Origin of the sequence: Pelagibacterium lacus, from assembly GCF_003345525.1 — a bacterium.
GTDB lineage: Bacteria > Pseudomonadota > Alphaproteobacteria > Rhizobiales > Devosiaceae > Pelagibacterium > Pelagibacterium lacus.
In genome coordinates this window covers 265,461-280,038 of record NZ_QQNH01000001.1, presented here as the reverse complement: position 1 = coordinate 280,038, position 14,578 = coordinate 265,461, and the positions used below count along the sequence as shown (strand labels likewise).

Below are 14,578 nucleotides of genomic sequence, written 5' to 3'. Positions count from 1 at the left end.
TTTGGGGGAAAGAGGCGTCCGGTCGGTGACCGAAGCTCTGATTTGAGGCTATTCGGCGGCGGTCTCTGGCTGGCGGCTTTCCTGCGGGCCGGGCAGGTTGCCCATCGATTCGACGATATGGGTGGCCAGCGCGTCGTAAATGCCGCCATAGGCATGCGAGGCGCGCAGCAGCGCGATCTGCGCATCCTGCAGGCGCGGCAGGTCCTGTTCCTCGCCCACCACCCGCATGCCGGGCTGCAACGCGCTTTCGGGCAGGAAGCCGATGGCGAGGTCCGAGAGCACGGCGCTGGTGATCGCCATGGCATTGGATGAGGTATAGGCGATGCGGAAATCGCGGTTGCGCCGGCTCAGGGCCTCGATGGCGTCGGCGCGCCAGATGCAGAAATTGGGCCCGCAGGCGAGCGGCAGGGGATCGCTGCCCAGCGCTCGCCCGCCATGGCTCGCCACCCAATGCATCTTCTCGGTGCGGAACAGTTCGCCGAACTCGTGCATCGTGCCCTGGGTGAAGACGATGATGTCGTAGCGCCCCTGGCGCATGCCGGTCAGCAACTCCTCGGAGGGCTGGCAGCGCACGTCGACGGTGATGCGCGGATGGGTGCGCTGGAAGCTGGAGAGGATCACCGGCAGCAGCTTCACCGCATAATCGTCCGGCACCCCGAAGCGGATATTGCCGGCCAGGTCGCCCTGGGAGAACATGTCGATGATCTCTGCATTGACCTTGAGCATGCGCCGCGCCCGGCCATAGAGCGCTTCTCCTTCCCGCGTGAGGGTCACGCGCCGCCCGTCGCGGAGGAAAAGCGGCTGCCCCAGCCTTTCCTCGAGCCGCTTGATCTGCATGGAGACGGCCGATTGCGTCTTGTACACACGCCGCGCTGCCTCTGTGAAACTGCCGCAATCGGCAATCGCGCAGAAGGTCTGCAACTGGTCCAGATCGAGGGGGCTGGCCACGCCGGCTCTCCATCACAAATCTTGATCGATCGGATGAAATCTATTTGCTTGAATAATGCCGGGCAAGGGCCTATCTGCAAATCGTACCGCAAACCTGTCACCCGCTAAACTCTACTTAGACGGTAGAGTGAATGGGCTAGTGGAGACCGTCATGGCCCCGTTCTTTTCCAAGTTCCGCTCCGGCGCCGGCATGCGCCGCTCGACCCTTCGCGCGATGATGCAGATGGACGCCACCCTGCTCAGCGATATGGGGCTGACCCGTTACGATGTCGCCGAAGCGCTGCGCAGTGGCGCCAGCGCGGGCGATCTGCTCAATGAGCGCCGCAATGCGCGCGCCACGGCTTGGCTTCGGTAACCCCTTGCCGAAGCCGGTCTCGGAGCTCGGTCGTCCTGTTTTGCCGACGGGACGGCCATCCAAGAGCTTCCGAACGGGACAGGGTTCCATTGCCTTTGACAGCCCTGTTTCCTAGCCCGAGCCGGACCCCTGTGGTCCGGCTTTTTTATTGCCCGCTCAGGGCAGGGCGGCAAAGCCCTGGGCAAAGCCGTTGAGCGAGACCGGGATGCCGATCCCCTCTTCGGGGGTGCGGAAGATGATGAAGATGGCGTTCTCGCCCTCGGAAAGCTGCGTCAGCAGCCCGTCGTCGAGCACCACTTCGGCGACGCACCCATTGGGCAGGCAGCGCACGAAGGCCACGCGCCCCAGATCCTCGCCGTCGATATTGAGCCCGAGCCCGTTGGGCAGCAGCACGCCAAGCGGGGCGAGCACGCGCAGCAGCCGGGCTTCCTGATCAGCCGTCTTGAGGGCGATGACCGAGAGCGCGACATTGGCCTGGTCCTCCGCCGTGACGTTCTGAATCAGGGCGCATTGCTCGTCGAGGGCGCCGGGAACGGTGTCGCAGCTCATCTGCCAATCGCCGTGTTCGGATCGCACATTGCCCTGGGCCCATGCGGAACCGGCCGTGAGCGCGGCGGCGGCAGTCAGCAACAAGGTAGCGGCGGAACGAAACATCAGGGGAACTCCGGCGATGGCCAATAGGGTCGTACTGTGTCGTTGAGGGGGGCGGGCTTGTCAATATCGGCATGCCGACCTTGCCTTCAAACCCGCGAGTGCGGCGACCATGAGGCGTGAATGGCGCAATTTGACGCATGAATTGTGTTCCCCAGATCAATTGCCTTGCACCCAAGGATGTGGTTTAGCTGACCCGAGAAAAATTGCCCCAGTCATGAGTCGGGAGTGTTCGGCGTTTTTGCGCCGGACGGTCATGCTGAAGGGCAGACAACAAAAACGCGTTCAGGAGAAGTCCAGGTGACAGGATTTTCTTTCCGTCTGGCAATAGCCTCACTCGCCGCACTGCTGGCCGGTCTATCGCCCGCCATGTTGATGGCCCAGGAAGTGGGGCAACCCCATCCCGGCCAACTCGGGTTCCAGCAATCGGTGACCCCGATGATGGATTCGATCGTGGCATTTCATGACCATTTGCTGCTCTGGATCATCACCGGCATGGTCGTCCTGGTCCTGGTGCTGCTGGTCGTCGTCATCGTGATGTTCAACCAGCGCGCCAACCCGGTGCCGTCCAAGGTGACCCACAACACCATGGTCGAGGTGGTCTGGACCCTTCTCCCGGTGCTGATCCTGTTTGTCATCGCCATCCCGTCCTTCGGCGTCCTGGCCGACCAGGAGATCGTCCCCGACGGCGAGCGGACCTATCTCGGGTCGCAGATCTTCGGCGGCGAGGTGCAGGTCCCCGAGCCGACCCTCACCATCAAGGCGACCGGATACCAGTGGTACTGGGGCTATGAATACATGGACGAAGGCGTCGATTTTGTCTCGGTCATGCTCAATGAGGAGCAGCGTCAGGCCAACAAGCCCGACGAGCCGCGCCTGCTTGCCGTCGATAACGAACTGGTCGTGCCGGTCAACACCACCGTGCGCGTGCTGGTCACCGGCGCCGACGTATTGCACGCCTTCGCGATCCCCTCCTTCGGCATCAAGGTCGACGCCGTCACTAGCCGCAACAACGAAACCTGGTTCAACGTTCGCGAAACCGGTATCTTTTATGGCCAGTGTTCGGAGCTTTGCGGCAAGGATCACGCCTTCATGCCGATTGCCGTGCGCGTGGTCGAGCAGGACCAGTTCGACGCCTGGATGGCAGCAGCAAGCGAAGGCGATCTCGCCGGAGCCAATGCCACGCTCGTGGCGTCGGCCGAGTAGGCGGCAAACGGAATTAAGGGAAATATCATGACACAAGCTGATGTTGCTCACGCGGATGCCGCTCACGGCGCGCCGACCGGTTGGAAGCGCTGGATCTACTCGACCAACCACAAGGATATCGGCATCCTTTATCTGATGTTCGCCATCGTCGCCGGCATTATCGGCGGGGCGCTCTCGGGCTTCATTCGCTGGGAACTGGCCGAACCCGGCATCCAGATCTTCCCGGGCCTGGCCCAGATGGTCTACGGCGTGGGCGGCGACGCGTCGCTCGACGCCGGCAAGCACATGTTCAACGTGTTCACCACGGCGCATGGATTGATCATGATCTTCTTCATGGTCATGCCGGCCATGATCGGCGGTTTTGCCAACTATTTCGTGCCGCTGATGATCGGCGCGCCGGACATGGCCTTCCCGCGCATGAACAATATTTCGTTCTGGCTGCTGCCGCCGGCCTTCCTGCTGCTGCTCATCAGCCTGTTCATGGACGGCCCTCCGGGCGCCCTTGGGGCCGGCACCGGCTGGACGCTCTACCCGCCCTTCTCGACGGCCGGTCATCCTGGCTCGGCGGTGGACTACGTCATCCTATCGCTGCACCTGGCCGGCGCGTCCTCGATCCTTGGCGCGATCAACTTCATCACCACCATTCTCAACATGCGTGCCCCCGGCATGACCATGTTCAAGATGCCGCTGTTCGGCTGGTCGGTGCTGGTCACGGCCTTCCTGCTGCTCTTGGCGCTGCCGGTGCTGGCGGGTGGCATCACCATGCTGCTGACTGACCGCAATTTCGGCACGGCCTTCTTCGATCCGGCCGGTGGCGGTGATCCGATCCTCTACCAGCACCTGTTCTGGTTCTTCGGCCACCCCGAAGTGTATATCATGATCCTGCCGGGCTTCGGCATCGTCAGCCACATCATCTCGACCTTCGCGCGCAAGCCGATCTTCGGGTATCTGGGCATGGTGCTGGCCATGGTGGCCATCGGGGCCGTGGGCTTCATTGTGTGGGCGCACCACATGTACACCTCGGGCATCTCGCTCAACACCCAGCGCTACTTCACCGCGGCGACGATGATCATCGCCATCCCCACCGGCATCAAGATCTTCTCGTGGATCGCGACCATGTGGGGCGGTTCCATGCGCTTCACCACCCCGATGCTCTGGGCCATCGGCTTCATCTTCCTGTTCACCGTGGGCGGGGTGACCGGTGTGGTGCTGGCCAATGCCGGTGCGGACCGCGCCATGCACGACACCTATTATGTCGTGGCGCACTTCCACTACGTGCTCTCGCTCGGTGCGGTGTTCACTATCTTCGCCGGCTGGTACTACTGGTTCCCCAAAATGTTCGGCGTCATGTATTCCGAACTGCTGGGCAAGCTGCACTTCTGGATCATGTTCATCGGCGTGAACCTGATCTTCTTCCCGCAGCACTTCCTGGGCCTGGCCGGTATGCCGCGCCGCTATATCGACTATCCCGACGCCTATACCCTGTGGAACTACGTGTCCTCCTGGGGCTACGTGGTGACGCTGGTCAGCATGGTCATCTTCTTTGTCTCGGTGTTCGAAGCCTTCTCGCGCAAGCGCAAGGCCGCCGACAATCCCTGGGGCGAGGGCGCCACGACCCTGGAGTGGACGCTGTCCTCTCCTCCGCCCTACCACCAGTTCGAGACCCTGCCGCGCTTCAAGTAGGCGCCAAGGGCTCACAAACAGATGGCGCAATCCGGTTATCCCGGGTTGCGCCCCGATTATAGGAAATGGAGCCACCTCACTTGGCTTATACGGACGACATCGCTGGATCTGCCCCCGCCGCCGGCGGCAGGGTCGAGGACTATCTTGAGCTTTTGAAGCCCAGGGTGATGCAGCTCGTCGTCTTCACCGGCTTCGTCGGCATGCTGGTCGCGCCGGGCGGCATCAACCCGGTGATCGGCTTCGTTGCCATCCTGTGCATCGCCATCGGGGCCGGGGCCTCGGGCGCGCTCAACATGTGGTACGACGCCGATATCGACGCCATCATGAGCCGGACCATCAACCGCCCGATCCCGGCCGGCCGCATCACCCGCGGCGAGGCGCTGGGCTTCGGCGTCACGCTGTCCGGCTTCGCCGTGGCGACGCTGGGGCTGGCCACCAACTGGCTGGCGGCGGGTCTCCTGGCCTTCACCATCTTCTTTTACGCCGTGATCTATACGATGTGGCTCAAGCGCTCGACGCCGCAGAACATCGTCATCGGCGGCGCCGCCGGCTCCTTCCCGCCGATGATCGGCTGGGTCGCGGTCACCGGCAGCATCTCCTGGGACGCGGTGATCCTGTTTCTCATCATCTTCCTGTGGACACCGCCCCATTTCTGGGCGCTGGCGCTGTACAAGAAGGGCGATTACGAGGCGGCGGGCGTGCCCATGCTGCCCAATGTGGCCGGCGAGCGGGCCACCCAGAACCAGATCGTCGTCTATACGGTGCTGCTCGTTCTGGCCGCCTTCGGCCCGGTGCTCACCGGCCTGGTCGGCTGGTTCTACGCCGTTCCCTCGGCGGCGCTCGGCGCAGTGTTCGCGGTGCTGGCCTTCCGCGTGCGCTTCTCCGAGGGCGTGGAAATGAAGCGGCGGGCCCGCGTCCTTTTCACCTATTCCCTGTTCTATCTCTTCGTGCTCTTTGTCGCATTGCTCGCCGATGTCGGTCTGATCAGATGGTTCGGAGTGTTGTAATGCCCGATGTGCAGAAATCCGAAAGCGAACGGCAGGAGGAGCTGTTCCGGCGCCGCCGCCGCACGCGCTCCATCGCCATTGGCGTGGCGCTCGCCGCTCTGGTCGTCATCTTCTACGCGATCACTGTCGTCAAGATTGGTCCTGCTGCATTTGTGAGGGAGCTCTAGCCATGTCCTCGATCGGATACGCATCCAGCAACGGCTCGAACAAAAAGACCATGCGCTGGCTGGTCGGCGTGGCACTTGTCATGCTCGGCCTGTCCTTCGCCGCCGTGCCACTGTACGATGTCTTTTGCCGCGTGACCGGATTTGCCGGCACGCCCCAGGTCGCCGAGGATAACGTCAAGGGCGTTATCGAGCGCGAGATGGCGGTCCGCTTCGACGCCAATGTCGAGCCCGGCGTCCCGCTGCGCGTGGTGCCGGCCCGGGTGGAGACCAATCCGATCGGCCAGATCAGCACCATCGTCTACCAGGCGACCAACCTCACCGACGAGCCCCTGCGCACCGTGGCGAGCTTCAACGTGACGCCGGACAGCACCGGGGCCTATTTCAACAAGATCGAGTGCTTCTGCTTTACCGAGCAGGTCATTCCGCCCAATGGCACCGTCGAGATGCCGGTGACCTATTTCGTCGATCCCGATCTCGACGAAAATTCCGAATTGCGTACAATCCGTCAGATTACGCTGTCTTATACGTTTCACGATTCCTAACGGGGGATAGAGCCAACATGGCAGCCCATGCAAACAACCATGATTATCATCTGGTGCCATTGAGCCCATGGCCTGTCGTGGGTTCGATTTCGGCCTTCGTCCTGGCCCTTGGCGGCATCATATGGATGCATAATGACATTCCCTGGCTGTTCGTGGCCGGGGTCGTGGGCGTCCTCTACACCATGTTCGCATGGTGGTCAGACGTGATCGCGGAGGCCAATTCCGGCTTCCACACCCCCGTGGTGCAGATCCACCATCGCTACGGCATGATGCTGTTCATCATCTCCGAGGTGATGTTCTTCGTGGCGTGGTTCTGGGCCTATTTCGACGCGGCGTTCTATCCCGACGAAATCGCCCAGGTCGGGCGCGTCGCCTTTACCGGCGGCGTCTGGCCGCCGCAGGGCGTGGAGGTGTTCGACCCCTGGCATCTGCCCCTGTTCAACACACTGATCCTGCTGCTTTCGGGCACCACCATCACCTGGGCGCATCATGCGCTGCTGGAGAATGATCGCCAGGGCCTGAAATGGGGCCTGCTGGCCACCGTGCTGCTCGGCATCCTGTTCTCCTGCGTGCAGGTTCTCGAATACAGCCAGGCTCATTTCGGCTTCTCGGGCAACATCTATGGCGCCACCTTCTTCATGGCCACGGGCTTCCATGGCTTCCACATCTTCATCGGCACGATCTTCCTGATCGTCTGCCTGCTCCGCGCCTATCGCGGCGACTTCACTCCCAAGCAGCATCTGGGCTTCGAATTCGCCGCCTGGTACTGGCACTTCGTGGACGTGGTGTGGCTGTTCCTGTTCGCGGCCATCTATGTGTGGGGCTCCTGGGGCGCCACCATCGCCGTTCACTAAGCATTGAGGACCGGGAGGCTCCGCGCCTCCCGGCACATCCCTATGGCAGAAGCGACTGCGCGGCTCGCACCGCGCGCCATCGGCACGCAGGTGGACGGGTAATGTCCGCCTCCCCCTCCGCGGGCCGCAACTGGACGCTGGGTCAGCTCAGCTTTGTCGTCCTGATGCTGGGCCTCACCGGGCTGTTCATCATGCTCGGCATATGGCAGGCCCAGCGGCTTGGCGAGAAGGAAGCCCTCATTGCCCTTGTCGAGGAGCGCTTCGAAGCCGCGCCGGTGGCCTTCCCGCCCGCCGCGACCTGGCCGGACCTCGACCCCGACAGCCTCGACTATCGCCCCCTTTCGGCCGAAGGGCGGTTCCTGCCGCTGGCCCCGGTCCCCATCTTCACCAATCTCAACGATCCGGCCGGCCGCTATGGCGGCGTCGGCTACTGGATCATGGCGCCGTTCGAATTGTCCGGCGGCGGCATCGTCTGGGTCAATCGCGGTTTCGTGCCCGAGGCGCTGGTCGACCAATATGCGACAGCCCCCGAGCCATCCGCCCCTGCCACTATCGAAGGCGTCGCCCGCCGACCAGAGCAATCGGGCAGCTTCACGCCGGCGCCCGATGTCGAGCGGCGGCGCGAATGGGTCCGCGATCCCGTCCGCCTCACCGCCTTCCTCGACCAGCCGGACCAGCCCATCGCGCCGGTGACGCTGGACCTGCGCGCCGGCCCGGCGGGGGAGTTGCCCCAAGGCGGGGAGACCCTGATCAGCTTTTCCAATCGTCATCTGGAATATGCGGGGACCTGGTTCCTGTTCGCCGCCATCACGCCCGTCATGCTGGGCATCTGGCTATGGCGGCAGAGACGCCCCGAAAATCTTGCCCCCGGCGGCAGAGAGCATTAGGGTGCGGCCGCTATCCTGGAGGGTTTTCATTTAATGCGTTATGTCAGTACGCGCGGCGAGGCGCCCAGCCTTGGCTTTTGTGATGTCGTTCTCACCGGTCTCGCGCGCGATGGCGGCCTGTACGTGCCCGAGACCTGGCCCCAGTTCACCCCCGAGGAGATCGCCGGCTTCGCCAACAGGCCCTACCAGGACGTGGCGCTTGCGGTCTTGTCTAGATTCGTGGGCGACGAGATCGGCCGCGACGCGCTGAAGGCGATGATCGACGAGGCTTATGCTGGCTTCGCGCATCCTTCGGTCGCGCCCCTGGTGGAACTCGAGCCGGGCCATTTCGTGCTCGAGCTCTGGCATGGCCCGACCCTCGCCTTCAAGGACGTGGCAATGCAGTTCCTCGCCCGCGTGGTCGATCATATCCTGGGCGAACGCGGGCAGCGGGCGACCATTATCGGCGCCACGTCGGGCGATACGGGCTCGGCCGCCATCGAGGCGTTCCGCGGCCGCGAGAATACCGATATCTTCATCCTCCATCCCCAGGGGCGCACCTCCGAAATTCAGCGCCGCCAGATGACCACGGTCCGCGAGGACAATGTCCACAATATCGCGCTGGAAGGCACCTTCGACGATTGCCAGGCCATCGTGAAGGCGCTGTTCAACGATCATGGCTTCCGTGATGGCGTGCGGCTGAGCGGCGTCAACTCCATCAATTGGGGCCGCATCGCCGCACAGGTCGTCTATTATTTCACCGCCGCCGTGGCCCTCGGGGCGCCGCATCGCAAGGTAAGCTTCGTCGTGCCCACCGGCAATTTCGGCGATATCTTCGCCGGCTATGTCGCCAAGACCATGGGGCTGCCGGTCGACCGCCTGGTGATCGCCACCAATGCCAACGACATCCTGCGCCGCGCCGTCGAAACCGGACGCTACGAGAAGCGCGGCGTGCAGCAGACCGCCAGCCCCTCCATGGATATCGAAGTGTCCTCGAACTTCGAACGCCTGCTGTTCGAAGCCCTCGATCGGGACGGGGGGCAGACGGCGGGTCTTTTTGCCTCGCTCGCCCAGTCCGGCAGCTTCGCCATTCCCCGGCCCGCGCTGGAGAAGATCAACGCCGAGTTCGATTCCGGCACCGCCGACGAGGCTGCGACCAGGGCGACGATCGCCGATGTGCTCGAGCGGTCCGGCTACCTCATCGATCCGCATACGGCGGTCGGCGTGTCGGTGGCGCGTAGCTGCCGCTCGCCGCAGGCGCCGCTGATCACCTTGTCGACGGCCCATCCGGCGAAATTTCCCGAAACCGTCGCGGCGGCCACCGGCCGCCATCCGCAGCTGCCGCCGCATATGGCCGACCTGCTCGAACGGGAGGAGCGGGTCACCGTCCTCGACAATGACGAGCGCAGCGTCAAGGATTTCATTCGCGCCAAGTCGCGCGCCCGGGAGGAATAGCTTTTGACAGTTCGCACGACCGTCCTCGACAACGGCATGACCATAATCACCGATGCGATGCCGCACCTTGAAAGCGCGGCGCTCGGGGTCTGGGTCAAATCCGGTTCGAGAAGCGAAACGCAACAGCAGCACGGCGTCTCCCACCTGCTCGAGCATATGGCGTTCAAGGGCACCACGACGCGGTCGGCGCGCGAGATCGCCGAGACCATCGAATCGGTCGGCGGCGACATCAACGCCGCGACCTCCATCGAACACACCGGCTATTTCGCCCGCGTGCTCAAGGACGATGTAGGCCTCGCCGGCGATATCCTCGCCGACATCCTGCAGAATTCGGTTTTCGACGAGAACGAGCTGGCCCGCGAGCAGCGCGTCATCTGCCAGGAGATCGGCGCCACCCACGACAATCCCGACGATCACGTCTTCGATCTGTTCCAGGAGGCGGCCTTTCCCGGCCAGCCGATCGGGCGCACCATTCTGGGCACCGAGGAATCCGTTCGCACCTTCGATGCCCAGGCGATCCGCGACTATATGGATGCCCATTATGTCGGCGACCAGATGGTGATGTCCGCCGCCGGCAATGTCGATCACGACCAACTGGTCGACCTGGCGCAGGATCGGTTCCACGATCTCAAGCCCTCCGGCGCGCCCGTTCCCGAACGGGCGCGCTATACCGGCGGGGAATTCCGCGAGGTGTCCGACCACGAACAGGCCCATATCGTGCTCGGGCTCGAAGGCCGCGCCTACAACACCGATGGCTTTTACGCCGCGCAGATCCTCTCCACCGTCCTGGGCGGCGGCATGAGCTCGCGGCTGTTCCAGGAGGTGCGGGAACGCCGGGGCCTGTGCTATTCGGTCTATGCCTTTCACTGGGCCTTTGCCGATAGCGGCGTGTTCGGCGTCGCGGCCTCCACCGGGGCGGAAGATGTCGGGGAACTGGTCCCCGTCATTCTCGACGAGCTGCACCGCGCCACCCGTGACATCACCGACGCCGAGGTCAGCCGGGTTCGCGCCCAGATCAGGGCAGGGCTGCTGATGTCGCTTGAAAGCCCGTCGGCCCGCGCCGGCCAGCTGGCCCGCCAGCAGGTCCTATGGGGCCGTCCCATTCCCTTGCAGGAGACCGTCGAGCGGATCAACAGGATCGACGCCGAACGCGTCAAGCACGTCGCCGGGCAGCTCTTTTCGGACACACGGCCCGCCGTCGCCAGCATCGGTCCGGTCGCCGGTATGCCCGAATACGACCGCATCGCGGGCGCTTTCGCTTAGGGCTCCCCGCCATGTTCTCGCTTGCCGCGGTCAGATCGCAACTGCCCACCATCCGGAGCGATGGGCTGCTGCTCCGCCTGCCGCAGCAGGCCGATTATAGCGATTGGCAGGCCCTGCGCCGCGCCAGCCGTTCCTTTCTCACGCCCTTTGAGCCGCGCTGGTCGGAAAGCGAGCTTGGCCCGCGCAGCTTTTCCGCCCGCGTTCGGCGCAATCGGCGCGAAGCCCTCGAAGGGACCGACTATTCCCTGTTCATCTTCACCGCCGATGGTCCGCGGCCGACGCTGGTCGGCGGGCTGACCCTTTCCAATGTGCGCCGGCGCGCTTTCCAGAACGTCACGCTGGGCTATTGGATGGGGGCACAATTCTCTGGAAAAGGCATCATGACCCGGGCGGTTGCCCTTGTGCTGCCATTTGTCTTCGACACCCTCAACCTCCACCGCATCGAGGCGGCCTGCCTGCCCGACAACGCAGCCTCGCGCCGGGTATTGTCGCGCAATGGCTTTGCCGAAATCGGGATCGCCGAGCGCTATCTGCAGATCAATGGGGAGTGGCGTGACCATATGCTGTTTGCGCTGACACAGGAGCGTTACGACAGCCTCGCCGGCTGAAATCCCGTCCCGCCGATTGCCAAGGTCCGGCAAATCCCGCTACCACTGAGCATTCACTTCAGGAATTTGTTTATGTCCTTTTGCCGCGCCCGCTTGTTCGTCCTGCTCGCCATGCTTGTCGTGGTGGCGGCCGGGTGGAGCGGACGGGCCCAGGCTTTCGAGGTGGTGACGGTCCCCGAAGGCATAAACGCCGTCAACCTGCGCGCCGCCATCGACGTGCTGCCGGGGGAAAACGGACGGGTGCAGATCAGCACCGCCCCGGGAGAAGACGGGATCATCCGCCGTATCGAGGTGCTGTCGCTGTCCGAGGGCCGCAACCCCAATTGGGCCGTGTTCGCGCTGCGCAATGAAAGCGACGTGCAGATCGAGCGCCTGCTGGTGGCGCCTTTCTTCCGCCTGCCGGGCTCGGGCGTCTTCAACCCCGACCTGGGCTCCGGCCGTATCACCGCGCTCACTCCCAGCCACGGCCTGCGCCCCGAGCGCGTGCCGGATCGCGAGGCGGACGTCTTCGCCGTCGTCATCGATCCGGGCGCGACGGTGACGCTGGTTGCAGAACTCACGTCCTCCGGCCTGCCCGAGCTCTATCTCTGGGAGCCGGACGCCTATCGCGACTATATCAATTCCTTCACGCTGTTCCGTGGCACGGTGCTGGGGATTTCCAGCCTCGCCGCCGTGTTCCTGACCATCATGTTCGTGGTCAAGGGCAGGGGGGTCTTCCCCGCCACCGCCACTCTTGCCTGGGCGGTGCTGGCCTATCTCCTCATCGATTTCGGCATTTTCGGCCCGCTGATCGGGGTTTCCAACGCCGAAATCCAGCCCTTCCGCGCCGCGGCGGAGGCGGCGCTGGCCACGGCGCTGTTCGGCTTCTTGTTCGTCTATCTCAATCTCCACCGATGGCATTTCCGCTTCACCCATATCGCCCTGGGGCTGTCGGCGGTTTTCATCGCGCTGTTTGCCTATGCCTTTTTCAGCCCCGCCATCGCCGCCGGCATATCGCGATCGGCGCTGGCGCTGATCGGGGTGGTGGGCATCTTCCTCATCCTGCTGCTGTCCATAAGGGGCTATGATCGCGCGGTGCTGCTGGTGCCCACCTGGGTCATCTTCCTCGCCTGGCTGTTCTATGCCTGGACGGTGGTGACCGGGCAGGTCTCCAACGATATCGCGCAATCGGCCGTGGCGGGCGGGCTGGTGCTCATCGTCATGCTGCTCGGGTTCACCGCGGTGCAGCACGCCTTCTCGGACGGCCAGGTCTCCATCGGCGCCCTGTCCGAGGTCGAGCGGCGCGCCCTCGCCATGACAGGATCGGGCGATTTCGTCTTCGACTGGAACATCGACCGGGACCGGGTGAACGTTTCCGAGGAACTGGCCGTGCGCCTGGGCGAGCGCAAGAGCGCTCTGCGCGGCGCCATCAAGCGCTGGCTGGACCGCGTCCATCCCGAGGACCGCGACCGCTTCCGCACCGCGCTCGATACCTTGATCGAGCTCAAGCGCGGCAAGATCAATTCCGACATCCGCATCGCCGGCTTCGACGGCAATTACCGCGCCTTCCGCATGCGGGTGAAGCCGGTGCTGGGCGGCGACAACCAGGTCAACCGCATCGTGGGGAGCCTGCAGGACGTGACCGACGAACGCGCCGCGCGCGAACGCCTCCTGCACGATGCCGTCCATGACAGCCTCACCGGCCTGCCCAACCGCCAGCTCTTTCTCGACCGGCTCGAGCGCGCCCTGCTGCGCGCCCGCGAGTTCGGGGAGGTCAAGCCGGCCATCATCCTCATCGATCTGGACAAATTCACCGAGATCGACGAGCGCATCGGCCATATGGCCGCCGATTCCCTGCTGCTTGCGGTGTCGCGCCGCCTTTCCCGCCTGCTGCGTCCGCTCGACACGCTGGCGCGGATCAGCGGCGACCAGTTCGCCATCGTACTGTTGTCCGAAGACGCGGCCTCCAAGATCGCCGAAAGTGCCGAGCAGATGCGCAAGGCGCTGCGCAACCCGTTCAATTTCGGCGATCGCGACATGACCCTCACCGCGTCGATCGGCATCACCATCTACGACAACAAGCCCGCTACCGCTGAGGACGTGCTGCGCGATGCCGAGCTGGCCATGCACTACGCCAAGCGCCATGGCGGCGACCGCATCGAGGCCTTCCGCGCCGCGACCCGCTCCATCGCCGTCTATGTCCAGGCCATGGAGGACGATCTGCGCGATGCGCTGGAAAACCGCGACCTCCAGCTTTTCTACCAGCCGATCGTCGATATCCAGAACAACAACCGCATCGTGGCCGCCGAGGCCCTGCTGCGCTGGCAGCACCCCGATCGCGGCCAGGTCAGCCCCTCAGCCTTCGTGCCGCTGGCCGAACGGACCGGGCAGATCGAAAAGCTCGGCCGCATCGCCATCGAGCAGGCGGCCGAGCAGGCGCGCCAATGGATCGCCAGCGCCAGGCTGCCGGACGATTTCTTCATCTCGGTCAATATGTCGGCGGCGCAACTGACCAGCGAATCCCTGCTCAACGACATGCGCGCTCTGGTGGCCCAGCACAAATCCGTGGCCCGGCACATGAAGCTCGAGATTACCGAGAGCCAGGTGATGGCCAATCCCGAGCATGCGGTCTATATGCTCGATGCCTTCAAGGCGTTGGGGCTGGGGCTGGCGCTCGACGATTTCGGGACGGGCTATTCCTCGCTCGCCTATCTGCACCGCTTCCCCTTCGACACCATCAAGCTGCCGGCCGATTTCGTGCAGATCCGCGACGATAGCGGCATTTCGCACTCCCAGATCCCCATCATCTCTTCGGTGGTGGCGCTGGCCCGCGATCTAGACCTCGCGCTTATCGCCGAGGGTGTGGAGAGCGACGACGAAATCGAGCGCCTCAAGAGCCTCAATTGCCGCTACGCCCAGGGCTTTTCCTTCGGTGCCGCCATGCCGGCCCCGGAATTCCTGCGCCGCTTGCAGGCCCAGGCCAAGGGGTGACGC

14 protein-coding genes are annotated in these 14,578 nt (G+C 64.0%); 12 read left to right on the top strand and 2 right to left on the bottom strand.

Going from position 1 to position 14,578, the window contains the following annotated elements; translation table 11 throughout:
* Window positions 1-48: 48 nt before the first annotated feature.
* A complete protein-coding gene (locus DVH29_RS01400) occupies window positions 49-948 on the bottom strand; it encodes a LysR family transcriptional regulator (RefSeq protein WP_114644351.1) in 900 nt (299 codons plus the stop codon).
* A gap of 151 nt (window positions 949-1,099) precedes the next feature.
* Between DVH29_RS01400 and DVH29_RS01395 the strand changes: the two genes are divergently transcribed.
* Entirely contained in the window at window positions 1,100-1,303 is a 204-nt protein-coding gene (locus DVH29_RS01395) for a YjiS-like domain-containing protein (protein ID WP_158541519.1), read from the top strand.
* A 156-nt stretch (window positions 1,304-1,459) separates the two neighbouring features.
* Here the strand turns inward: DVH29_RS01395 and DVH29_RS01390 are convergent, their stop codons facing one another.
* Window positions 1,460-1,957, bottom strand: coding sequence for an invasion associated locus B family protein (locus tag DVH29_RS01390; RefSeq protein WP_114644349.1), 498 nt, complete (start codon window positions 1,955-1,957; stop codon window positions 1,460-1,462).
* A gap of 366 nt (window positions 1,958-2,323) precedes the next feature.
* On the opposite strand from DVH29_RS01390, the gene coxB reads away from it, so the two are divergent.
* From coxB to DVH29_RS01340, 11 genes are all read left to right on the top strand, one after another.
* Window positions 2,324-3,160 (top strand): cytochrome c oxidase subunit II, encoded by an 837-nt coding sequence (coxB, locus tag DVH29_RS01385; RefSeq protein WP_199562499.1) that lies wholly within the window; start codon window positions 2,324-2,326, stop codon window positions 3,158-3,160.
* Window positions 3,161-3,187: 27 nt separating this feature from the next.
* Window positions 3,188-4,843 (top strand): cytochrome c oxidase subunit I, encoded by a 1,656-nt coding sequence (gene ctaD / locus DVH29_RS01380; protein ID WP_114644347.1) that lies wholly within the window; start codon window positions 3,188-3,190, stop codon window positions 4,841-4,843.
* A 65-nt stretch (window positions 4,844-4,908) separates the two neighbouring features.
* Entirely contained in the window at window positions 4,909-5,850 is a 942-nt protein-coding gene (locus tag DVH29_RS01375) for a heme o synthase (RefSeq protein ID WP_114644346.1), read from the top strand.
* Entirely contained in the window at window positions 5,850-6,017 is a 168-nt protein-coding gene (locus tag DVH29_RS16480) for a cytochrome c oxidase system small membrane protein (RefSeq protein WP_199562498.1), read from the top strand. Before DVH29_RS01375 ends, DVH29_RS16480 begins: the two co-directional genes overlap by 1 nt.
* 2 nt (window positions 6,018-6,019) lie before the next feature.
* A complete protein-coding gene (locus tag DVH29_RS01370; protein ID WP_114644345.1) occupies window positions 6,020-6,559 on the top strand; it encodes a cytochrome c oxidase assembly protein in 540 nt (179 codons plus the stop codon).
* Window positions 6,560-6,576: 17 nt separating this feature from the next.
* The gene (locus DVH29_RS01365) at window positions 6,577-7,413 is read left to right on the top strand and encodes a cytochrome c oxidase subunit 3 (RefSeq protein ID WP_114644344.1); all 837 of its coding nucleotides are present in this window, start codon (window positions 6,577-6,579) and stop codon (window positions 7,411-7,413) included.
* Between the two features lie 101 nt (window positions 7,414-7,514).
* The gene (locus DVH29_RS01360; protein ID WP_114644343.1) at window positions 7,515-8,300 is read left to right on the top strand and encodes an SURF1 family protein; all 786 of its coding nucleotides are present in this window, start codon (window positions 7,515-7,517) and stop codon (window positions 8,298-8,300) included.
* A 33-nt stretch (window positions 8,301-8,333) separates the two neighbouring features.
* Window positions 8,334-9,734, top strand: coding sequence for a threonine synthase (gene thrC / locus DVH29_RS01355; RefSeq protein WP_114644342.1), 1,401 nt, complete (start codon window positions 8,334-8,336; stop codon window positions 9,732-9,734).
* A gap of 3 nt (window positions 9,735-9,737) precedes the next feature.
* Window positions 9,738-10,997, top strand: a complete 1,260-nt coding sequence (locus tag DVH29_RS01350; protein ID WP_114644341.1) for a M16 family metallopeptidase — start codon at window positions 9,738-9,740, stop codon at window positions 10,995-10,997.
* Between the two features lie 11 nt (window positions 10,998-11,008).
* A complete protein-coding gene (locus DVH29_RS01345; protein ID WP_114644340.1) occupies window positions 11,009-11,605 on the top strand; it encodes a GNAT family N-acetyltransferase in 597 nt (198 codons plus the stop codon).
* A 72-nt stretch (window positions 11,606-11,677) separates the two neighbouring features.
* The gene (locus tag DVH29_RS01340; protein WP_114644339.1) at window positions 11,678-14,575 is read left to right on the top strand and encodes an EAL domain-containing protein; all 2,898 of its coding nucleotides are present in this window, start codon (window positions 11,678-11,680) and stop codon (window positions 14,573-14,575) included.
* The last annotated feature ends 3 nt before the right edge of the window (window positions 14,576-14,578 follow it).

Excerpts from the sequence above, each read along its gene's own strand:
- DVH29_RS01390 (WP_114644349.1), bottom strand. The coding sequence starts at position 1,957 with ATGTTTCGTTCCGCCGCTACCTTGTTGCTGACTGCCGCCGCCGCGCTC.
- DVH29_RS01375 (WP_114644346.1), top strand. The coding sequence starts at position 4,909 with ATGGAGCCACCTCACTTGGCTTATACGGACGACATCGCTGGATCTGCC.
- coxB (WP_199562499.1), top strand. The coding sequence starts at position 2,324 with ATGTTGATGGCCCAGGAAGTGGGGCAACCCCATCCCGGCCAACTCGGG.
- DVH29_RS01345 (WP_114644340.1), top strand. The coding sequence starts at position 11,009 with ATGTTCTCGCTTGCCGCGGTCAGATCGCAACTGCCCACCATCCGGAGC.
- DVH29_RS16480 (WP_199562498.1), top strand. The coding sequence starts at position 5,850 with ATGCCCGATGTGCAGAAATCCGAAAGCGAACGGCAGGAGGAGCTGTTC.
- DVH29_RS01360 (WP_114644343.1), top strand. The coding sequence starts at position 7,515 with ATGTCCGCCTCCCCCTCCGCGGGCCGCAACTGGACGCTGGGTCAGCTC.
- DVH29_RS01370 (WP_114644345.1), top strand. The coding sequence starts at position 6,020 with ATGTCCTCGATCGGATACGCATCCAGCAACGGCTCGAACAAAAAGACC.
- ctaD (WP_114644347.1), top strand. The coding sequence starts at position 3,188 with ATGACACAAGCTGATGTTGCTCACGCGGATGCCGCTCACGGCGCGCCG.
- DVH29_RS01365 (WP_114644344.1), top strand. The coding sequence starts at position 6,577 with ATGGCAGCCCATGCAAACAACCATGATTATCATCTGGTGCCATTGAGC.
- DVH29_RS01340 (WP_114644339.1), top strand. The coding sequence starts at position 11,678 with ATGTCCTTTTGCCGCGCCCGCTTGTTCGTCCTGCTCGCCATGCTTGTC.
- DVH29_RS01395 (WP_158541519.1), top strand. The coding sequence starts at position 1,100 with ATGGCCCCGTTCTTTTCCAAGTTCCGCTCCGGCGCCGGCATGCGCCGC.
- thrC (WP_114644342.1), top strand. The coding sequence starts at position 8,334 with ATGCGTTATGTCAGTACGCGCGGCGAGGCGCCCAGCCTTGGCTTTTGT.